Annotated in this window: 18 protein-coding genes; 10 read left to right on the top strand and 8 right to left on the bottom strand. The window is 70.3% G+C overall.

Going from position 1 to position 19,600, the window contains the following annotated elements; genetic code table 11:
* Position 1 precedes the first annotated feature (1 nt).
* Positions 2–925, bottom strand: coding sequence for a LysR family transcriptional regulator (locus HNP48_RS12260; protein WP_184857221.1), 924 nt, complete (start codon positions 923–925; stop codon positions 2–4).
* A gap of 143 nt (positions 926–1,068) precedes the next feature.
* Here HNP48_RS12260 and gcl point away from each other — a divergent pair, with 143 nt between their 5' ends.
* From gcl to HNP48_RS12225, 7 genes are all read left to right on the top strand, one after another.
* Positions 1,069–2,865 carry a glyoxylate carboligase gene (gene gcl / locus HNP48_RS12255; RefSeq protein ID WP_184857220.1) on the top strand — a complete coding sequence of 599 codons (1,797 nt, stop codon included), beginning with the start codon at positions 1,069–1,071 and terminating at the stop codon, positions 2,863–2,865.
* Between the two features lie 24 nt (positions 2,866–2,889).
* On the top strand, positions 2,890–3,672 hold the full coding sequence (gene hyi / locus HNP48_RS12250; protein WP_184857219.1) for a hydroxypyruvate isomerase: 783 nt from the start codon (positions 2,890–2,892) through the stop codon (positions 3,670–3,672).
* A gap of 19 nt (positions 3,673–3,691) precedes the next feature.
* Positions 3,692–4,600, top strand: a complete 909-nt coding sequence (gene glxR / locus HNP48_RS12245) for a 2-hydroxy-3-oxopropionate reductase (protein WP_184857218.1) — start codon at positions 3,692–3,694, stop codon at positions 4,598–4,600.
* Positions 4,600–5,874 carry a glycerate kinase gene (locus HNP48_RS12240; protein WP_184857217.1) on the top strand — a complete coding sequence of 425 codons (1,275 nt, stop codon included), beginning with the start codon at positions 4,600–4,602 and terminating at the stop codon, positions 5,872–5,874. The genes glxR and HNP48_RS12240 overlap by 1 nt, the downstream gene beginning before the upstream one ends.
* A 125-nt stretch (positions 5,875–5,999) precedes the next feature.
* A complete protein-coding gene (locus HNP48_RS12235; protein ID WP_184857216.1) occupies positions 6,000–6,914 on the top strand; it encodes an EamA family transporter in 915 nt (304 codons plus the stop codon).
* 138 nt (positions 6,915–7,052) lie between these two features.
* Positions 7,053–7,718, top strand: a complete 666-nt coding sequence (locus HNP48_RS12230; RefSeq protein ID WP_184857215.1) for an alternative oxidase — start codon at positions 7,053–7,055, stop codon at positions 7,716–7,718.
* Positions 7,719–7,757: 39 nt separating this feature from the next.
* A complete protein-coding gene (locus tag HNP48_RS12225; RefSeq protein ID WP_184857214.1) occupies positions 7,758–8,243 on the top strand; it encodes an Rrf2 family transcriptional regulator in 486 nt (161 codons plus the stop codon).
* A 9-nt stretch (positions 8,244–8,252) separates the two neighbouring features.
* Here the strand turns inward: HNP48_RS12225 and HNP48_RS12220 are convergent, their stop codons facing one another.
* Entirely contained in the window at positions 8,253–8,699 is a 447-nt protein-coding gene (locus tag HNP48_RS12220) for a helix-turn-helix domain-containing protein (RefSeq protein WP_184857213.1), read from the bottom strand.
* Between the two features lie 140 nt (positions 8,700–8,839).
* Between HNP48_RS12220 and HNP48_RS12215 the strand changes: the two genes are divergently transcribed.
* Genes HNP48_RS12215 through HNP48_RS12205 form a run of 3 tightly spaced genes read left to right on the top strand, consistent with a single transcriptional unit; the run spans position 8,840 to position 12,704 of the window.
* A complete protein-coding gene (locus tag HNP48_RS12215; protein WP_184857212.1) occupies positions 8,840–9,481 on the top strand; it encodes a (2Fe-2S)-binding protein in 642 nt (213 codons plus the stop codon).
* Positions 9,482–9,483: 2 nt separating this feature from the next.
* A complete protein-coding gene (locus HNP48_RS12210; protein WP_184857211.1) occupies positions 9,484–10,485 on the top strand; it encodes a xanthine dehydrogenase family protein subunit M in 1,002 nt (333 codons plus the stop codon).
* Positions 10,482–12,704: a xanthine dehydrogenase family protein molybdopterin-binding subunit gene (locus HNP48_RS12205; RefSeq protein ID WP_184857210.1), complete on the top strand. Its 2,223-nt coding sequence runs from the start codon at positions 10,482–10,484 to the stop codon at positions 12,702–12,704. The genes HNP48_RS12210 and HNP48_RS12205 overlap by 4 nt, the downstream gene beginning before the upstream one ends.
* Before the next feature lie 36 nt (positions 12,705–12,740).
* Here HNP48_RS12205 and HNP48_RS12200 read toward each other — a convergent pair whose 3' ends face one another.
* The 6 genes from HNP48_RS12200 to HNP48_RS12175 all read right to left on the bottom strand — a co-directional run bounded on the left by HNP48_RS12200 (position 12,741) and on the right by HNP48_RS12175 (position 19,573).
* Positions 12,741–14,477 carry a cytochrome c biogenesis protein DipZ gene (locus tag HNP48_RS12200; RefSeq protein WP_184857209.1) on the bottom strand — a complete coding sequence of 579 codons (1,737 nt, stop codon included), beginning with the start codon at positions 14,475–14,477 and terminating at the stop codon, positions 12,741–12,743.
* A gap of 33 nt (positions 14,478–14,510) precedes the next feature.
* Entirely contained in the window at positions 14,511–15,548 is a 1,038-nt protein-coding gene (locus HNP48_RS12195; RefSeq protein WP_184857208.1) for an alpha/beta fold hydrolase, read from the bottom strand.
* A 396-nt stretch (positions 15,549–15,944) separates the two neighbouring features.
* Positions 15,945–16,697, bottom strand: coding sequence for a response regulator (locus HNP48_RS12190; protein WP_184857868.1), 753 nt, complete (start codon positions 16,695–16,697; stop codon positions 15,945–15,947).
* Positions 16,697–18,025 (bottom strand): ATP-binding protein, encoded by a 1,329-nt coding sequence (locus HNP48_RS12185; RefSeq protein ID WP_184857207.1) that lies wholly within the window; start codon positions 18,023–18,025, stop codon positions 16,697–16,699. Before HNP48_RS12185 ends, HNP48_RS12190 begins: the two co-directional genes overlap by 1 nt.
* Positions 18,026–18,075: 50 nt before the next feature.
* Positions 18,076–18,504 carry an organic hydroperoxide resistance protein gene (locus tag HNP48_RS12180; RefSeq protein ID WP_184857206.1) on the bottom strand — a complete coding sequence of 143 codons (429 nt, stop codon included), beginning with the start codon at positions 18,502–18,504 and terminating at the stop codon, positions 18,076–18,078.
* Positions 18,505–18,667: 163 nt separating this feature from the next.
* Positions 18,668–19,573, bottom strand: a complete 906-nt coding sequence (locus HNP48_RS12175; protein WP_184857205.1) for a LysR family transcriptional regulator — start codon at positions 19,571–19,573, stop codon at positions 18,668–18,670.
* Positions 19,574–19,600: the final 27 nt, after the last annotated feature.

Genomic DNA, 19,600 nt, shown 5'->3' with positions numbered 1-19,600 from the left:
TTCACGGAGCTTGATCGCCGCCCTGCACTTCCCACCAGCGCTCACCCATCTGCTGCTGCAGCCATTCGATGAAACTCACCACCTTGGCCGGCACCATGCGCGGCGAAGGGTAGACGGCATGGATCTCCTGCGGCGGCAGGGTCCAGCCGGGCAGCAGGGGCACCACGGCACAGCCTTCGAGCGAACTGTGCGCCACATAGGTTGGCAGCGCCGCGATGCCCATGCCGCCGCGCGCGGCGGCCAGCAGCGCCGAGAGGTTGTTGGAACGCAGCGGGCCCGCCACCGGCACCGCATGCGCCACGCCCGTTCCGTTGCTGAAATGCCAGCGCGCATCGCCCTGCACGGTGCTGTAGATCAGCGCATCGTGCCGCGCCAGGTCTTCCGGCGTGGCCGGCATGCCGTGCTGTGCCAGGTAGGCGGGCGAGGCCACCAGCACCCAGGGGTTGAGCCCCAGGTAGCGCGCCCCCAAGGTCGAATCGGCCAGCCGCCCCATGCGGATGGCCACGTCGATGCCCTGCTCCACCAGGTTCACATAGCGGTCCTCGAAGACCAGGTCGATCTGCAGACGCGGGTTCTCGCGCATGAAGCGCATCACCAGCGGCACCAGCACGCGCCGGCCAAAGGCCACCGAGGTGCTGATGCGCAAGCCCCCCTGCACCTGCGACTGCAGCAGCGCGGCCACGGTCTCGGCCTCTTCGACATGGTGGGTGATGAGCTTGCACTTGTCGTAGTACAGGCGGCCGATCTCGGTGGGCGAGACGCCGCGCGTGCTGCGGTGCAGCAGGCGCGAGCCCAGCTGCTTTTCGAGCTGGGCCACGAGCTTGGTGGCCGAGGGCTGGCCCACGCCCATCTCGGCCGCGGCCTTGCTGAACGAGCCCAGGTCGACCACGCGCACGAACAGTTTGACTCCGAGAAGGCGATCCATGGAATCGATTATGGGCAGCGCCCTGCCGCCGATTGCATTCCAAAAGGGAATAACGCTAATGCCCTGGATGCGGGTTCCGGGGCGAAAGCAATGAGCGGAGCATCCAGTCCATCACTTCGCAACCCCTGACAGGAGACCCCGCAATGGCAAAGATGAAGGCCGCCATGGCCGCCGTTCTGGTGATGGAAAAGGAGGGCATCACCCAGCTCTTCGGCGTGCCCGGCGCAGCGATCAACCCGCTGTACGCCGCGCTGCGCGAACGCCAGTCGCTCACCCACATCCTGGCGCGCCACGTGGAGGCCGCCTCGCACATGGCCGAGGGCTACACCCGCGCCAAAGCCGGCAACATCGGCGTGTGCGTGGGCACCAGCGGGCCGGCCGGCACCGACATGGTCACGGGCCTGTACTCGGCCAGCGCCGACAGCATTCCCATCCTGTGCATTACCGGCCAGGCGCCGCGCGCCCGCCTCTACAAGGAAGACTTCCAGGCGGTGGACATCGAGTCCATCTCCAAGCCCGTCACCAAGTGGAGCGTGACGGTGCGCGAACCCGCCCTGGTGCCGCGCACCTTCCAGCAGGCCTTCCACCTGATGCGCTCGGGCCGGCCCGGCCCGGTGCTGATCGACCTGCCCTTCGACGTGCAGATGGCCGAGATCGAGTTCGACATCGACACCTATGAGCCGCTGCCGGTCTACAAGCCAGCCGCCACGCGCAAGCAGGTGGAAAAGGCGCTGGACATGCTGGAGGCCGCCGAGCGGCCCCTGATCGTGGCCGGCGGCGGCATCATCAACGCGGACGCGGCGGACCTGCTGGTGGAGTTTGCCGAGCTGACCGGCGTGCCCGTGATCCCCACGCTCATGGGCTGGGGCGCGATTCCCGACGACCACCCGCTCATGGCCGGCATGTGCGGCCTGCAGACCAGCCACCGTTATGGCAATGCCACCTTGCTGGCCAGCGACTTCGTGATGGGCATCGGCAACCGCTGGGCCAACCGCCACACCGGCTCGCCCGAGGTGTACTGCAAGGGCCGCACCTTCGTGCACATCGACATCGAGCCCACGCAGATCGGCCGCGTGTTCAACCCCGACTTCGGCATCGTGAGCGATGCGCGCGCCGCGCTGCAGCAGTTGGTGCAGGTGGCGCGCGAGCGCCGGGACGCGCGCGGCCTGCCCGACCGAAGCGACTGGGCCGGCCGCTGCGCCGAGCGCAAGGCGCTGATGCACCGCAAGTCGCACTTCACCGAGACGCCCATCAAGCCCATGCGCGTGTACGAGGAGATGAATGCTGCCTTCCCGCGCGACACCGTCTACGTGAGCACCATCGGCCTGAGCCAGATCGCGGGCGCGCAGTTTCTGCACGTCTACGGCCCGCGCCAGTGGATCAACTGCGGCCAGGCCGGACCGCTGGGCTGGACCATTCCCGCCGCGCTGGGCGTGGTGGCGGCCGACCCCACGCGCACGGTGGTGGGGCTGTCGGGCGACTACGACTTCCAGTTCCTCATGGAAGAGCTGGCCGTGGGCGCGCAGTTCAACCTGCCCTATGTGCAGGTGCTGGTGAACAACAGCTACCTGGGCCTGATCCGCCAGGCACAGCGCGGCTTCGACATGGACTACTGCGTGCAGCTCGCGTTCGAGAACCAGAACGTGCCGCCCGGCGAAGGCGACCTGCGCGGCTACGGCGTGGACCACCAGACCGTGGTGCAAGGCCTGGGCTGCCGCTGCCTGCGCGTGACCGACCCCGAGCAGATCGCGGGCGCCCTGAAGGAAGCCCAGGCCCTGGCGCGCGAGCACCGGGTGCCGGTGGTCGTGGAGGTGATCCTGGAGAAGGTCACCAACATCGCCATGGGCACCGAGATCGACCAGATCAAGGAGTTCGAAGACATCGACTGCCGCCACCCCGGCGGCCGCGCAGGCCTGGAACTGGCCGGCCTGCTCGACTGAACAGATTCGCAAGGAGACACGCACATGCCCCGCTTTGCCGCCAACCTGACCATGCTCTTCACCGAGCTGCCCTTCATCGACCGCTTCGGCGCCGCCGCACGCGCCGGCTTCACGGCCGTGGAGTTTCTGTTTCCCTACGCCTGGCCGGCCGAAGAGATCCGCGCCCAGCTCGACGCCCATGGCCTGCAGCTGGTGCTGCACAACCTGCCCGCGGGCGACTGGGGCGCGGGCGAGCGCGGCATCGCCTGCCTGCCGGGGCGCGAGGCCGAGTTCCGCGCGGGCGTCGTAGAGGCCATTGCCTATGCCCAGGCCCTGGGCGTGCAGCAGCTCAACTGCCTGGCCGGCAAGGCACCCGAGGGGGCAGACCCCGCGCTGCTGCGCCGCACCCTGGTGGAGAACCTGCGCTTTGCCGCGCAGGAACTGCGCCAGGCCGGGCTGCGCCTCTTGGTCGAGCCCATCAACACCTACGACATCCCCGGCTTCTTCGTAAACACCACGGCCCAGGCGCTGGGCCTGCTGGACGAAGTGGACGCCAGCAACGCCTTCGTCCAGTACGACATCTACCACGCCCAGCGCATGGAGGGCGAGCTGGCCGCCACGCTGCAAAAACACCTGCCGCGCATCGCCCATATCCAGCTGGCCGACAACCCCGGCCGCAACGAGCCGGGCACCGGCGAAATCAATTACGCCTGGCTCTTCCAGCACATCGACGCCATCGGCTACACGGGCTGGATCGGCTGCGAATACAAGCCCGCCACCACCACCGAGGCCGGCCTGGGCTGGCGCGAAGCCCTGACCCACGCATGATTTTCAAGGAAACATATCCATGACCACCACCTCCCTCAAGATCGGTTTCATCGGCCTGGGCACCATGGGTGCGCCCATGGCGCAGCACCTCATCCAGGCTGGCCACCAGCTCTTCGTGTACACCCGTGGCCGCGTGCCGCCGACGATTGCAGAGAGCCGGGCCACCCAGTGCGTGACGGCACGCGGCGTGGCCGAGCGCGCCGACATCATCTTCACCATGGTGCCCGACACCCCGCATGTCGAGGACGCGCTGTTCAGCGAGAGCGGCGTGGCCGCGGGCCTCAGCAAGGGCAAGACCGTGGTGGACATGAGCTCCATCTCGCCCATCGCCACCAAGGACTTCGCGGCCCGCATCAACGCCCTGGGCTGCGACTACCTGGATGCACCGGTCTCGGGCGGCGAGGTGGGCGCGAAGAACGCCACGCTGTCCATCATGGTGGGCGGGCCCGAGGCGGCCTTCGCGCGCGTCAAGCCATTGTTCGAGCTGATGGGCAAGAACATCACGCTGGTGGGCGGCAATGGCGACGGGCAGACCGCCAAGGTGGCCAACCAGATCATCGTGGCGCTCAACATCGAGGCCGTGGCCGAGGCCCTGGTTTTCGCCGCCAAGGCCGGCGCCGACCCGGCGCGCGTGCGCCAGGCGCTGATGGGCGGCTTTGCTTCGTCCAAGATCCTCGAAGTGCATGGCGAGCGCATGCTGCGACGCACCTTCGACCCGGGCTTTCGCATCGAGCTGCACCAGAAGGACCTGAACCTGGCGCTGGCCAGCGCGCGCGCCCTGGGCGTGGCCCTGCCCAACACCGCCACCGCGCAGGAGCTGTTCAACAGCTGTGTGGCGCAGGGCGGCGCGGCCTGGGACCACTCGGCCCTGGTGCGCGCGCTGGAGACCCTGGCGCATTTCGAGATCGGCCAGGCGGCCGCACGCTGATGGCAGCGCAGCAGGCGCTGCTGCGCCGCATGTTCGACGCAGCCATCGCCAGCGCCCAGCCCGCGCTGTGCGTGCCGCCGCACCTGCCGTCCCCAGCGAACCTGGGCACAGGCCGGCTGGTGGTGATCGGCGCAGGCAAGGCCTCGGCCGCAATGGCGCGGGCGGTGGAGGACCACTGGAACGGACCGCTCTCGGGCCTGGTGGTCACGCGCTATGGCTATGCCGTGCCCTGCCGGCGCATCGAGATCGTGGAGGCCGCCCACCCGGTGCCCGATGCGGCGGGCCTGGCGGCCGCGCAGCGCATGCTGGGCACCGTGGCCGGCCTGCGCGAGGACGACCTGGTGCTGTGCCTGATCTCGGGCGGCGGCTCGGCCCTGCTGCCCCTGCCGCTGCCCGGCCTCACCCTGGCCATGAAGCAGGAGGTGAACCGCGCACTGCTGCAGTCGGGCGCCACCATCGCCGAGATGAACTGCCTGCGGCGCCACCTCTCTGCGATCAAGGGCGGGCGGCTGGCGCTGGCCTGCCACCCGGCGCGCGTGCTCACGCTGCTGCTGTCGGACGTGCCGGGCGATGCGCCCATGGACATTGCCTCGGGCCCCACGCTGGGCGACCCCACGACCTGTGCCGATGCGCTGGACATTGCACGCCGCCACGGCATCGCGCTGCCGCCCGCGGTGCGCGAACTGCTGGAGTCGGGCCGCGGCGAATCGCCCACGCCCGACCACCCGCACCTGGCCCGCAGCGCGGTGCGCATGGTGGCCACCCCCCAGATGGCGCTGGAAGCGGCGGCCCAGGTGGCGCGCGAGGCCGGCTACACCCCCTACATCCTGGGCGATGCACTCGAAGGCGAGGCGCGCGATGTGGGCCGGGTGCTCGCCGGCATCGCGCTGCAGGTGGCGCAGCGCGGCCAGCCCTTTGCCACGCCCTGCGTGCTGCTCTCGGGTGGGGAGACCACGGTGACGGTGCGCGGTGGCGGGCGCGGCGGGCGCAATGTGGAATGCCTGCTGTCCATGGCGCTGGCGCTGCAGGGCCACCCGCGCATCCATGCGCTGGCGGGCGATACCGATGGGGTGGACGGGCAGGAGGAGATCGCGGGCGCACAGCTCACCCCCACCACACTGCAGCGCGCACAGGCCCTGGGCATCCGCCCCGCCGATGCGCTGGCGCGCAACGATGGCCATGGCTTCTTCGGTGCGCTGGGCGACGCCGTGGTGACCGGGCCCACGCTGACCAATGTGAACGATTTCCGCGCCATCGTGATCGACGCGGGGTGAATGTCCGATTCTGATCCTCGGTCGTCTTGCGCGCGCATGGCGGGCCGGCGGCCGGGGGCCTAAGATTCCGGCATGTTCTGCCTGACCTGCCCCATCGCTCTCCCCGCAACCCCAGGGGTTGCACCATGAGCCCCACTTCTTCCCTGCGCCCGCGCGACCTGGGACTCGCGCTGCTCGTCATCCTTGTCTGGGGCGTCAACTTCGCCGTCATCAAGGTCGGGCTGGCCGGCGTGCCGCCGTTGCTGCTGGGGGCACTGCGCTTCATGCTCGCGGCCTTTCCCGCGCTGCTGTTCTTCAAAGCCCCCAAGGTACCGCTGCGGCTGTACCTGATGTTCGGGCTGACCATGTCGGTGGGGCAGTTCGCCTTTCTGTTCAGCGCCATCCATGTGGGCATGCCCTCGGGCCTGGCCTCGCTGGTGCTGCAGTCGCAGTCCTTCTTTACGCTGGTGCTCACCGTGCTGTGGCTGCGCGAGCGCTGGCAGGGCAACCAGCTTGCGGGCCTGTTGCTCGCGGCCGGCGGGCTCGTGCTGATCGGCAGCGCGCATGGTGCTTCCATGCCGCTGCTCGGTTTTCTGCTCACCGTGGCGGCTGCGGCCATGTGGGCCTGCGGCAACCTCGTGAGCCGTGCCGTGGGCCGCTACGGGCCCATGAACCAGCTGGCCTTCGTGGTCTGGGCCAGCCTGGTGCCACCGCTGCCGCTGCTGGCGCTGTCGGGCCTGATCGAAGGGCCCGACGCCATCGCGGCGGCGCTGCAGGGCTTCAGCTGGGCCTCGTTCGCCTCCGTGGCCTACCTGGCCTGGGCGGCCACGCTGTTCGGCTACGGCGTGTGGACCTACCTGCTCGCGCGCTACCCCGTGAACCGCATCGCACCCTTCACGCTGCTCGTGCCCCTGGTGGGCCTGACCACGGGCTGGATCGCCTTTGGCGAAACGCTGCAGCCGGTGCACTTCGCGGGCGGCGCGCTGCTCATGGTGGGCCTGTTCGTGAACCTGTTCGGCGCACCGCTGCTGGCAAGGCTGCGGCTGCAATCGAAGGGCTGAGCCCCACCCGCGTAGCGCTCCGCAATTGACAGCATGCATTTAAAGATATACATTAAATACATGTTTACGCGGCGCGGTAGACAGCAAGCCATCCAGGTACCTGGCCTTTGATCCCAGCGCCACCACTGGAACGCCATCATGAACACCGAGACCCATACCCCCGATTCCGCCCGCAGCCTCGATGCCCACCACCCCGCCCACGGCCTGTCCGACCGTGTGGCCCTGGCCATCACCCTGGCGCTGCGCTTCTTTGCCGACACCTTCTTCGCCAAGCGCTATGGCAACCGCGCCATCGTGCTGGAGACCGTGGCCGCCGTGCCCGGCATGGTGGGCGGCATGCTCGTGCACCTGCGCTGCCTGCGCTGGATGGTGGACGACGCAGGCTGGATCCGCACCCTGCTGGACGAAGCCGAGAACGAGCGCATGCACCTCATGACCTTCATCGAGATCGCCCGGCCCAGCTGGTTCGAGCGCGCGGTGATTTTGCTCACGCAGGCCGTTTTCTTTGTCTGCTTCTTCGCGCTGTACCTGGTCTCCTCGCGCACGGCGCACCGCCTGGTGGGCTATTTCGAGGAGCAGGCCGTGGTCAGCTACACGCTGTACCTCCAGGAGATCGACGAAGGCCGGGTCGAGAACGTGCCCGCCCCCGACATTGCCATCGCCTACTGGAAGCTGCCCGCCGACGCCCGCCTGCGCGATGTGGTGCTGGCCGTGCGCGCCGACGAGGCGGGCCACCGCGACGTGAACCATGGCTTTGCCAACGCCCTGAGCACCGCGGGCGCCGTGCAGCAACACGCCAGCTGAGACAATCGGGCACAACACCACCCTGCCCTGCCCTGCCCCATGCGCCTGACCGTTTTCACCGACTACTCCCTGCGCGTGCTGTTGGTGCTGGCCTCGCGCACCGATGCCCTGGTGACCATCGCCGACATCACCGAGGCCTTCGGCATCTCGCAGGCCCACCTGATGAAAGTAACCCAGGCGCTGGGCAAGACCGGCTGGGTGGACACGGTGCGCGGCCGCAATGGCGGCATGCGCCTGGCGGCCGACCCGCGCAAGCTATCGCTCGGCGAGGTGGTGCGCCGGCTGGAGGCCGACTTTGCCCTCGTCGAATGCCTGGGCGAAGACAACCAGTGCGTGCTGACCGGCGGCTGCGGCCTGGAGGTGGCGCTCAAGCAGGCCACCGAGGTCTTTCTGCGCGAGCTCGACCGCTACTCGATCGCCGACCTGGTCAACACCAGCCCCGCGCTCGCACAGTTGGCGCTGTGGCAGCCCATCACCTGGAATGCGCTGCCCAGCCACGGCCGCGCCGGCCAGCGGCCCGCCTGAGCCCGGCCGTCAGGACGGCTCGCCCCCGCCTGCGGCAGCGCTGCTGCCGTCCTCGAAAGCCTGGCGCGACTCGAGGATGCCCTGGCGGTGTTCCTCGGCCCACAGCCACACGCCGCAGAAGGCCGCGCCCAGGCTCTGGCCGCGCTCGGTCAGTTCGTACTCCACGCGCGGCGGCACCACGGCGAACACGGTGCGCACCACCAGGCCATCGGCCTCCATCTGGCGCAGGGTCTTGGTCAGCATCTTCTGGCTGATGTCGCCCACCAGCTCGCCCACGCGCGTGAAGCGCAGGCGCCCATGCTCGGCCAGCACCTCCAGCGCCAGCATGGTCCATTTGTCGGCCACGCGGCCGATGATCTCGCGCACCAGCCGGTCGAGCTCCGGGTCGGTGGGGCCCGGCGGCGGGTGCTTGTGCAGCGGGTGGCGATGGGCGTGTGTGGTGTCGTGCAGGGTCATGGCGGTTTCCGCGCGGTAAGTGAGGCACTTTCAAGTGCCTACTTCCCATGGGCTCGGGCCGATCATACGATCCGCCCCACCACGACCTGCCAATGGCCACACGTGCTGTTGGGCTGGTTTCCCCCTAGCAGGAAACGCCGATGAAGCCCCCTTCCCCAGACGCCCCCACCACCCCGCCAGCCGCCCTGGCCGGCCCCGAGCTCAACCGCCGCGAAGTGGTGCTCGGCAGCGCAGCCGCCGCCCTGGCCTGCGGCATCACCCCCGATGCAGAGGCCGCCCCGGCTGCACGGTCCTCGGCGCCCGCTTACGCGCTGCCCATCCGCCTGCAGGTCAACGGCCAGCCGGTCCACCTGGTGGTCGATGCGCGCACCTCGCTGCTTGACACGCTGCGCGAGCACCTGGCCCTCACGGGCGCCAAGAAGGGTTGCGACCATGGCCAGTGCGGCGCCTGCACGGTGCACCTCGATGGCCAGCGCGTGGCCTCGTGCCTCACCCTGGCGGTGCAGGCCGACCGGCGCGCGGTGACCACCATCGAGGGCATCGAAGGCCCCGGCGGCGCGCTGCACCCCATGCAGCAGGCCTTCATCGACCACGATGCGCTGCAGTGCGGCTACTGCACGCCAGGCCAGATCATGGCGGCCATCGCCTGCGTGCGCGAAGGGCATGCCAAGTCGCCCGAGCAGATCCGCGAGTACATGAGCGGCAACCTGTGCCGCTGCGGCGCCTATGTGGGCATCGTGGGGGCCATCCAGCAGGCGGCGCCCCTGGTGCGGAGGGCCTGAGCATGCAGCCCTTCGCCTACTCTCGCACCACCACCGCGGCCGATGCCGTGCGCGCCATGGCCGCCGCCCCCGAGGGCACGCGCTACCTGGCCGGCGGCACCACGCTGTACGACCTGATGAAGCTGGGCGTGATGGCGCCACCCGCCGTGATCGACATCACCGGCGTGCGCGAGCTCACGGCCATCCACACCACCGGGCCCGAGCTGCGCTTTGGTGCGCTCGCGCCCATGGCCAAGGTAGCGGCCGACCCGCGCATCATGGTGCTCTACCCGGCGCTGGCCGAATCGCTGTGGAAGGCCGCCTCGCAGCAGCTGCGCAACATGGCCAGCGTGGGCGGCAACCTGCTGCAGCGCACGCGCTGCGCCTACTTTCGCGGCGGTGAGGCCTACCCCTGCAACAAGCGCCAGCCCGGCAGCGGCTGCGCCGCCATCGACGGTGCCGACCGCGGCCAGGCCCTGCTGGGCGCCAGCGATGCCTGCAATGCCGTCTACCCCGGCGACTGGGCGATTGCGCTCACGGCCTTCGACGCCGTGGTGGACACCATCAGCCCGCGCGGCAGGCGCAGCATTCCCATCGAGGCGCTGCACCGCGAGCCGGGCAGCACACCCCACATCGAGACCGCGCTGGCCGCCGACGAGCTGGTCACGCGCATCCGCGTGCCGGCCTCGCCGCTGGGCCGGGCGTCCACGTACCACAAGGTCCGTGACCGCGAGTCCTACGCCTTTGCGCTGGCATCGGCGGCCGTGGCATTGCAGTTGGAGGGCGGTGTGGTGCGTGCCGCGCGCATTGCGCTGGGCGGCGTGGCCACCCGGCCCTGGCGCGCAAGCCAGGCCGAAGAGGCCTTGCTCAACCAGCCGCTCACGCGCGAGAGCGCACTGCGCGCGGGCGCCATCGCCTTCGAAGGAGCCCGGGCCGGGCAGCACAGCGGCTTTCGCATCGAACTGGGCCGCCAGACGGTGGCCGACGCACTCCTCATCGCCAGGGAACGGGCAGGCACGGCATGACCACGACGACACAATCCACCACCTCCCAAGCCGTCCCCGACACCGCGCGCGTGGATGCCTATGACAAGGTGCGCGGCGCCACGCGCTATGGCACGGACCAGAACCTGCCTGGCATGGCCTACGCCATGCTCGCCGTGGCGCGCATCGGCCGCGGCACGCTGCGCGCCATCGACCGCAGCGCGGCGCAGGCCGTGGCCGGCGTGCGCCTGGTCCTCACGCACGAGGACATGCAAGGCCTGGCCTCGGCCGGCTTCATCCTGGGCGGCGGCTATGGCGTGCAAAGCCTGCAGCCGCTGGCCGGTACGGCCATTGCCTACAGCGGCCAGCCCATCGCCATCGTGGTGGCCGATACGCTGGAGGCAGCCACCGAGGCGGCGGCACTGGTGCGCGCCACGTACGACGAGACGCCGTTCACCGTGGACTTCGGCGCACCCGGCAACCGCGCGCTCCCCCAGGCCGACCTGCCGCTGCCCAAGCCGGCCTTTGCCGACCGTGTGCGCGGCGATGCCGACGTGGCCTTCGCAGCGGCATCCGTGCGCATCGAGGCCCAGTACCGTGGCCCCGCCCAGCATGCCAACCCCATCGAGCTGCTGGGCACGGTGGCGCACTGGCAGGGCGACATGCTCACGGTGTACGAATCCACGCAGAACAGCGGTGCGCTGCGCCACGGCCTGGCGCGGCAGCTCGCGCTGCCGCCCGACCAGGTGCGCGTGGTCTCGCCCTCGGTTGGCGGCGGCTTCGGGCAGAAGAATTCGCTGCAGGGCCACACCGTGCTGGTGGCGCTGGCGGCGCGCCGGCTGAGCCGCCCGGTCAAGCTGGTGCTGACGCGCGAACAGGTGTTCCATGCCTCGGGCTTTCGGCCCGCGAGCACGCACCGGCTGCAGCTCGGGGCCGATGCCACAGGCCGGCTGCTGGCCATCACGCACGAGGTGCAGCAGCAGACCTCGCAGCACGATCTGTTTCCCTCATCGTGCACCGAGATCTCGGCCAGCATGTACGCCTGCGCGAATTTCCGCGGGCGCGAGAGCCTGGTGCGCACCGACACGCACACGCCCGGCTTCATGCGCGGGCCGTGGGAGCACTTCACCTGCTTCGCACTCGAAAGCGCCATGGACGAGCTGGCCCACGCCACCGGCCAGGACCCCGTGGCGCTGCGCCTGGCCCACGACACGCCGGTGGACCCGCAATCGGGCAAGCCCTTCTCCTCGCGCCACCTGGCGCAGTGCCTCACACGCGGGGCCGAGCGCTTTGGCTGGGCGCGCCGCAGCCCGGCGCCCGGCTCCATGCGGGCGGCCGACGGCACGCTGATCGGCTGGGGCGTGGCCGCCGGCGCCTACAAGGCGGCGATGGCGCCGGCCATTGCGCGGCTGCGCGTGTCGGACGATGGCCGCGTGCGCATCGACATCGGCGGGCACGAGATGGGCCAGGGCATCCGCACGGCCGTTGCCAACACCGTGGCCGGGGTGCTGCAGGTGCCGGCCCGCCAGGTGACCGTGGTGCTGGGCGACACGCGCAGCGTGCCCCAGCACCTGACCGCCGGTTCCTGGGGCACGGCCACGGCCCTGCCGGCGGTGCTGCAGGCGGCCGAACAGGCCAAGGCCGAGCTGGCGGCGCTCAACAGCACCTCGCGGCGCGCCCGCACGCCCGCGCAGATCCTCAAGGCCGCGCGCACCCCCTTCATCGAGGTGGAAAGCCGCCACCGCGCGCCAGGCCAGCCCGAGCCGATCTATGCCCGCCTGGCCCAGGGCCTGCCCTCGGCGGCAGGGCCGCACTACCCGGAGTTCACGGCCTTCAGCTACATCGCGCATTTCGTGGAGGTGCGCATCGAGCCCCACACGCGCCGCGTGCGCGTGCCGCGTGTGGTGAGTGTGGCCGACTGCGGCCGCGTGGCCAGCCCGCGCACCGCGCGCAGCCAGGTGCAGGGCGGCGTGGTCTGGGGCATTGGCGCGGCGCTGCGTGAGATCAGCGAGGTGGACCCGCGCCATGGCGGCTTCCTCAACGCCAACCTGGCCGAGTACGTGTTGCCGGTGAACCTCGACATCGGCAGCATCGAGGCCGATTTCATCGACGCGCCCGACCCGCACCTCAACGCCCTGGGCGTGAAGGGCCTGGGCGAAGTGGTCATGACCGGCGTAGCGCCGGCCATTGCCAACGCCATCTTCCACGCCACGGGCAAGCGCCTGCGCGAGCTGCCGATCCGGCTGGAGCACCTGCTCTGACCAGCGGCGCACGCCGCGCGGGCGCCTGCAGGCCCGTCAACCAAAGGTGAAGGCATAGCCGCGCGCGCCCGCATCCAGGAACTGGATCTCCACGGTGCGCGGCTTCACCGCGCCGCCCTGGCGGATGAGCTGGTAGAGCCGCGTGGCATCGGCCACGCCATTGCCGTCGGCATCCACATCGGTGCCATGGTGGATGCCAGGGGGCTGTCCATCCAGCGTCACCCGAAAGCGCACGGGCTGCCCCGTGGCGGTGCCGAGCACCAGGTTGGCATCGCGGGCCTCGAAACGCACCGCCAGCCGGCCATCCGGCTGGTGGACCTGCACGAACTCGGGCGCCAGCGTCCAGTTGCCCGCGAGCGACCAGGTGTTGGTCTGCAGGGGCGCGGCGCTGTAGTTTGCCGGCAGGTCGGCCACCACGCTGCCCGCCACACGCGGGCGGCTGCCCTTTTCGTAGCCCAGGTAGGTCTCGGGGCTGCGCAAGGTGGCGGCATCGGCCGCCAGGCCCAGGCCCCGGGTGTCCGGTTGCGCGGCACTGGCGCTGGTGGCGGTGGCCGGTGCACCGGCTTCGCGCAACAGCTCCTCGATCACGCGCTCGGACGCCGCATGCCCGCCTTCGCCGAACTGGTGGTGCCGCACGCGGCCCTGGGCGTCGACGAAGTACAGCGCCGGCCAGTAGCGGTTGTCGAAGCTGCGCCAGATGCGGAAATCGTTGTCCTGCACCACGGGGTAGGCAATGCCCAGGTCCTTCAGGGCCCGCTGGACGTTGCCGGTGTCCTTCTCGAACGCGAACTCCGGGGTGTGCACGCCCACGACCACGAGGCCGCGGTCCGCGTACTTCTGCGCCCATGCCTTGACATAGGGCAGCGTGCGCAGGCAGTTGACACAGGAGTAGGTCCAGAAGTTCACCAGCACGACCTTGCCACGCAGGGCCGCCATGGACTGTGGTGCGGCGTTGAGCCACTGGCTGCCGCCGTCGAGGCTGGCCCGCGTGGATTCGATGGGCAGGCTGGAGGGGCGCGGCGTGGCGTTGCGCCCGGCGGGCAACTCGGCCGCCTCGGCCCCTGGCATCGCACCTTGCAGCAGACGGGCTTCGAGCCCGGCAGCGCCCGGGCCGGTGAGCCGGGCCAGCACGCCCGTGTCCAGGCCCAGGGCGACCGCGCACACGGCCACCAGCATCACCCCGCCCGCAACCCGGCGACCGGCCACGCCAGGCAGGCAGCGTGCCTTGAGGGCTGCCAGAGGCCGGGCCCCCATCCGCAGCGCGACCCACAGGGCCAGGGCGGCACCCGCGGCATAGGACAGCAGCAGCAGCGAGGTCTGCACCCCGGGGCCGGCCAGGGCGGCGCTGGAAAGCACCAGGCCCAGCACCGGGCCTGCGCACGGCGACCAGACCAGGCCGGTGGCAACACCCAGCAGCGCCGAGCCCAGCCAGGGCCTCTGGGTCTTGACGCGCAGCAGGCGCTCGCCCGCCCGCACCAGCGGCCGGCTCCACCAGCCCGCCACCCCGGGCAGCAGCAGAGAGAGTGCAAACCAGGCCAGCGAGGCCAGCGCGACCCAGCGGCCGGCCTGGTTCAGGTGCACGGCCCAGGCCCCCGCCACCGCACCCAGCGTGGCCACGGTGGCGAAGGCCACGGCCAGGCCGGCGAGCAAGGGCAGGCTGCCCTGCGCGGCAGGCCGGTCCTGGCGCGCAAAGACAAAGGGCAGCACCGGCAGGATGCAGGGGCTGAGCAGGGTCAGCATCCCACTGAGAAACGCGAGGATGTACAGGGTCATGGCAGCTCCAGGCAGGCAGGTGGTGGGCAGAGGTCAGAGCCGCGTGACGTCGATCACCGCCTGCGCAAAGGCCGCGGGTGCTTCCTGCGGCAGGTTGTGGCCGATGCCGCCGGCCAGATGGCGGTGCTGGTAGCGGCCCGTGAACTTCTTCGCATAGACGGCCGGGTCCGGGTGGGGCGCGCCATTGGCGTCGCCTTCCATCGTGATGGACGGCACGGCAATGCTGGGCGCGGTCGCGAGCCGGGACTCCAGCGCATCGAAGCGCGCCTCGCCGCCCACCAGGCCGATGCGCCAGCGGTAGTTGTGGACCACGATGGCCACATGGTCGGGGTTGTCGAAGGACTGGGCACTGCGCTGGTAGGTCGCTTCGTCGAACTGCCACTTCGGCGAGGCCTGCTGCCAGATGAAGCGGTTGAACGCGGCCGGGTTGGCGGCATAGCCATCGCGGCCGCGGTCGGTGGCGAAGTAGGACTGGTACCACCAGGCGAACTCGGCGGCCGGCGGCAACGGCTTGGCATTGGCCTTCGGGTTGCCGATCAGGTAGCCGCTCACGGACACCAGGCCGGCGACGCGCTCGGGCCAGATGGCGGCCAGGATGCAGGCCGTGCGTGCGCCCCAGTCGAAGGCGCCCAGCACGGCCTGGCGGATGCCGAGCGCGTCCATCAGCGCAATGATGTCCTGGGCCACGGCGCCCTGCTGGCCGTTGCGCAGCGTGTCAGCCGCCAGGAAGCGCGTGCCGCCATAGCCGCGCAGGGAGGGCACGATCACGCGGTAGCCGGCGGCCGCCAGGCGCGGTGCCACATCGACGAAGGCATGGATGTCGTAGGGCCAGCCGTGCAGCAGGATGGCGACGGGGCCATTGGCCGGCCCGGCTTCGGCGTACTCGACGCGCAGGTCACCGGCGTCGACGGTCTTGTAGGACCCGAAGCGGGCCGCGCCGCCGCTGGCCGGCGCGGCGTGCGCCGCAGAGCCCAGCAGGCCCCCGAGGGGGGCGATGGCCAGGCCGAGGGCGGCGCTGCCCAGGAAGCTGCGGCGGCGGGTGGTGGTGGAGGGGGTGTGGAGGGCGTCCATGTTCGGTGCTTTCAGGGGTTTTTGAAGGGCGCCGACCCGGTGTCGGCGGCTGACTCCAGTACACCGCGGCCGTGTATGTGGCATGTGTCATGGCCCCCCTGGAAGTGCATGGTGGTGTAGCGCAATGCGCGCCGGATACACAGCCATACAAAGCCGCAGCCCGCAGGCGCACAGCCGCATCCCCCAAACGCCACCGCCACCCTGAAGGTGGCGGTGGCGTGGTGGTCGCAAGAAAGAGGAGCCTAGGACGGTGGGAGGGCCCCGCGCCGCCGGGGTGGCAGCCCGGCGTTGGCGGAGGGCACGCCACAGGGCCTGCCTGTCGGCTGGCTGATTTCCGAGGCCAGGCCGCCGAACAGGAACAGCAATGAAAACAACCATCTGCGCATGGCCACCCCCCTATTCGTCCTGCGCCTCGACCTGGGCGGCAAAGACATAGCCCTCGCTGCGCACGGTCTTGATGTAGCGCGGCTCGCGCGCGTCGTCGCCCAGGCACTTGCGCAGGCGGCTGATCATGAGGTCGATGGAGCGCTCGAACAGCTCGGCCTCGCGCCCCTGGGTGATGGAGAGGATCTGGTCGCGCGTCAGCACCTTCTGCGGATGGTCCACGAGCACGCGCAGCAAGCGGTACTCGGCCCCGCTCAGGGGCACCATGGTGCCCTCCTGGTCGAGCAGCGCGCGCTCCACGGTGTCCAGCCGCCAGTTGCCGAAGGCCAGGTAGCGCGCCTCGTCGGTGCTACGCATGTTGGGAGGCAGCATGCGCGTGCGCCGCAGCACGGACTTGATGCGCGCCAGCAGCTCGCGCGCGGCAAAGGGTTTGGCCAGGTAGTCGTCGGCCCCCATCTCGAGCCCCAGCACGCGGTCGGCCTCGTCGCCGCGGGCGGTGAGCATGATGATGGGCACGGCCTTGAACTTGCCGGCCCGCAGGTCGCGGCACAGGGTCAGGCCGTCTTCGCCGGGCAGCATCAGGTCCAGGATGATGAGCTCGAACGGGCCCGCCGTCTCCAGGGTCTGGCGCATGTGCCGCCCGGTGGGCACGGTGGTGACGCGAAAGCCGTTCTTCTGCAGGTAGGCGCTGACCAGGTCGCGGATCTCGCGGTCGTCGTCGACCACGAGGATGTGGTCGCTGGGGGCAACAGGGGTACTGCTCATCATGGGGATGCGATGGGGGTTGGGGCGGGCAGTTGGAGGCGTGCGCACAGGCCGCCCTCGGGGCGGTTGTGCAGGCGGAGTTCTCCGGCGAGCGACAGCGCCAGCTGGTGCGCAATGGCCAGGCCCAGGCCCGAGCCACCGGTCTCGCGGTTGCGCGAGCCCTCGACGCGGTAGAAGGGCTGCAGCACCGCCAGCAATTGCTCTTCGGGAATGCCCGGTCCGCTGTCGCAGACATCGATGCACAGGTGCTCCGGCCCCAGCCGCAAACGCACTTCGGCCTGCCCGCCATACTTGAGCGCATTGTCGATCAGGTTGGTGAGGATGCGGCGCAGGGCGTGCGGGCGCGTGGTGATCGGTACGCCGGCCTCGCCCACCAAGGTGACCGGGCTGCCCGTGTCGGCGTAGTCGTTGACGGTGCTGCGCACCAGGGCATCCAGGTCCAGGCGGCGCGGGGTCTCGTTGGAGCCCTGCAGCGTCTTGGCATAGCCCAGGCCCTCCTGCACCAGGGTGCGCATGGCATCGAGGTCGTGGCGGAACTTCTCGGCCTCGGGCATGCCCTCCAGCAGATCGACGCGCAGGCGCATGCGGGTGATGGGGGTCTGCAGGTCGTGCGAGATCGCCGCGAGGATCTGCATGCGCTCATTGAGGTAGCCGGCAATGCGCCGCTGCATGGCATTGAAGGCGCGTGCGGCCTGGGCCACCTCGGCCGGGCCACTCTCTGCCACGAGCGCGGGCTGCAGGTCGGGGCCCAGTTGGTCGGCCGCCGTCGCCAGCCGTTTCAAGGGCCGCGTGACCAGGCGCATGCCCACGCCCGCACAGGCGGCCAGCACCAGCAGTTGGGCGAGCAGCAGCCAGGTGACCCAGTCCGCAACCGGCATGGGCACCCGGCGCGCGAGCACGTAGAGCGAGGACCCATCGCCCAGGCGCACCTGCATGCGCACCGTCTCCGGCATGTTCTCGAGCTGGCCCACGGCGAGCACCGGAAACGGCCGCAGCGCCGTGGCCACGACCTCGGCAAAGCGCGACAGGGCGGGCGATCTGGGGGGCGCCGTGTCCACGCTGCCCTGCAGGGCAAAGGTGTAGTTGGGCCGCTCCAGGCGCTGCAGCCAGTCCGCCCGCTCGCTGGCGGGCAGGCGGTCCAGGATGGCCACCGAGCTGGCGATGTCGCGCTCGACGCCGCTGACCATCAGGTTCATGAGCGTCTGGCCGCGCTCGTAGCGGATGGCCACATAGGTCAGCAGCTGCGCGAGCGCCATGCCCAGCACCACGAGCAGCGTGGTCCGTGCCAGCAGGGTGGACGGCCAGAGCCGCCGAAGGAATGAAGGCACGGGTTTCCTCAGGGTGTGGAGCAGGGCATGGCAGAGCGCGCTCGGGCCGCTCAGGCGACGGACAGCTCGACCGCGATGTTGCCGCGGGTCGCCTTGGAATAGGGGCACAGCTGGTGCGCGCCTTCGACGATGGCCAGGGCCTTGTCGCGGTCGACGCCGGGCACGCTGACCGTGAGGCGCGCTGCGAGCGCAAAGCCGCCCGGTCCCTGCACCAGGTCGACCTCGGCGTCCACGGCCAGGTCATCGGGCAGGCGCACGCCCTCGGCCTGGGCGGCGCGCGCCATGGCGCCCATGAAGCAGGCCGACCAGCCCGCAGCGAACAGCTGCTCGGGGTTGGTGCCCGGGCCCACGGTGCCGAAACGCGTGAGCGTGATGTCCAGCCGGCCATCGTCGCTGCGCGAAGCACCGGTGCGTCCGCCCGTGGTGTGGGTGCGGCCGGTGTAGAGAACCTTGTCGTCGGTAACGGTTGCTGCGGTCATGGTGTCGTCCTTGAGAGAGTAGGTGTTTGTCGAAATGACGGCCGGATTGTTGAACCGGACGGCCTTCCGTCCCAGGGCTTTCTTGACCCAATGTAGCCGGCCTGAGGCTGCGTACAAAACCATACAAAACTCCCCGCCGCGCACCCTGAGGACGGCCACCGCATCAGGCGGCTCCCCCAGCGCGGACTTCGTGCACCAGGTCCACCAGGGCCCGCAGCGCGGCCGGCACATGGCGGTGCCCGGCGTAGTACAGGCACAGCCCCGGCAGGCGCGGTGCATGCGCATCGAGCACGGCCACCAGCGTGCCGCGGGCGATGTCGTCGGCCACATACCAGTGCGCCAGCTGCGCCAGCCCCAGGCCGCACAGCGCGGCTTCGCGCATGAGGTGCGGGGCATCGAATACCTGGTTCCCCGGCACATCGATCTCGACTGGCTGGCCCTGGGCGAGCAGCTGCCATGGGGACAGGGCACCGTCGGGCAATCGGTTGCGGATGCAGCGGTGCCGCTGCAGGTCCGCCACCTGGCGCGGCTGCGGCCAGTGGGAAAGGTAGCCGGGTGATCCGACGATGGTGAGCGGCACCGCATCGGTGATCGGCACGCGCACCATGTCCCGGGGCACCAGGTGGCTCGGGCGCAGGCCGGCATCGAAACCTTCGGCCACGATGTCGACCATCTTGCCCTGCGTCACGATGTCCAGCACCACGCCCGGATGACGCCGCGAAAACTCGCCCAGCAGGGGCGCGTAGGCCATCAGGGCCGCGCCGAGCGAACTGTTGATGCGCAGCGTGCCCGAGGGCGTGAGCCGCTGGTCCTTGATCGCCGCCTCGGCGTCCGCGATCTGCTGGACCGCGGGCGCAATCTGCCCGATGAAATGCCGCCCGGCATCGGTCAGTGCCAGGCTGCGCGTCGTCCGGTGCAGCAGCCGCACCCCCAGGCGCGCCTCCAGGCCCGCCACCGCACTGCTGACCGCCGAGGTGGACATCTCCAGCTCCAGGGCGGCGGCGCGAAAGCTCTGCCGCCGCGCAACGGCCAGCAGCACCTGCAGATCGACGAGCCCGGTCTTGTGCATTGTCCTGATTTTCAGCTTTATTCATCC

The sequence above is a fragment of the Acidovorax soli genome, assembly GCF_014207955.1.
Taxonomy (GTDB): Bacteria; Pseudomonadota; Gammaproteobacteria; order Burkholderiales; family Burkholderiaceae_C; genus Acidovorax; species Acidovorax soli_A.
This window is presented reverse-complemented; position numbering and strand designations above follow the sequence as displayed.

Excerpts from the sequence above, each read along its gene's own strand:
- HNP48_RS12260 (WP_184857221.1), bottom strand. The coding sequence starts at position 925 with ATGGATCGCCTTCTCGGAGTCAAACTGTTCGTGCGCGTGGTCGACCTG.
- gcl (WP_184857220.1), top strand. The coding sequence starts at position 1,069 with ATGGCAAAGATGAAGGCCGCCATGGCCGCCGTTCTGGTGATGGAAAAG.
- hyi (WP_184857219.1), top strand. The coding sequence starts at position 2,890 with ATGCCCCGCTTTGCCGCCAACCTGACCATGCTCTTCACCGAGCTGCCC.
- glxR (WP_184857218.1), top strand. The coding sequence starts at position 3,692 with ATGACCACCACCTCCCTCAAGATCGGTTTCATCGGCCTGGGCACCATG.
- HNP48_RS12240 (WP_184857217.1), top strand. The coding sequence starts at position 4,600 with ATGGCAGCGCAGCAGGCGCTGCTGCGCCGCATGTTCGACGCAGCCATC.
- HNP48_RS12235 (WP_184857216.1), top strand. The coding sequence starts at position 6,000 with ATGAGCCCCACTTCTTCCCTGCGCCCGCGCGACCTGGGACTCGCGCTG.
- HNP48_RS12230 (WP_184857215.1), top strand. The coding sequence starts at position 7,053 with ATGAACACCGAGACCCATACCCCCGATTCCGCCCGCAGCCTCGATGCC.
- HNP48_RS12225 (WP_184857214.1), top strand. The coding sequence starts at position 7,758 with ATGCGCCTGACCGTTTTCACCGACTACTCCCTGCGCGTGCTGTTGGTG.
- HNP48_RS12220 (WP_184857213.1), bottom strand. The coding sequence starts at position 8,699 with ATGACCCTGCACGACACCACACACGCCCATCGCCACCCGCTGCACAAG.
- HNP48_RS12215 (WP_184857212.1), top strand. The coding sequence starts at position 8,840 with ATGAAGCCCCCTTCCCCAGACGCCCCCACCACCCCGCCAGCCGCCCTG.
- HNP48_RS12210 (WP_184857211.1), top strand. The coding sequence starts at position 9,484 with ATGCAGCCCTTCGCCTACTCTCGCACCACCACCGCGGCCGATGCCGTG.
- HNP48_RS12205 (WP_184857210.1), top strand. The coding sequence starts at position 10,482 with ATGACCACGACGACACAATCCACCACCTCCCAAGCCGTCCCCGACACC.
- HNP48_RS12200 (WP_184857209.1), bottom strand. The coding sequence starts at position 14,477 with ATGACCCTGTACATCCTCGCGTTTCTCAGTGGGATGCTGACCCTGCTC.
- HNP48_RS12195 (WP_184857208.1), bottom strand. The coding sequence starts at position 15,548 with ATGGACGCCCTCCACACCCCCTCCACCACCACCCGCCGCCGCAGCTTC.
- HNP48_RS12190 (WP_184857868.1), bottom strand. The coding sequence starts at position 16,697 with ATGAGCAGTACCCCTGTTGCCCCCAGCGACCACATCCTCGTGGTCGAC.
- HNP48_RS12180 (WP_184857206.1), bottom strand. The coding sequence starts at position 18,504 with ATGACCGCAGCAACCGTTACCGACGACAAGGTTCTCTACACCGGCCGC.
- HNP48_RS12175 (WP_184857205.1), bottom strand. The coding sequence starts at position 19,573 with ATGCACAAGACCGGGCTCGTCGATCTGCAGGTGCTGCTGGCCGTTGCG.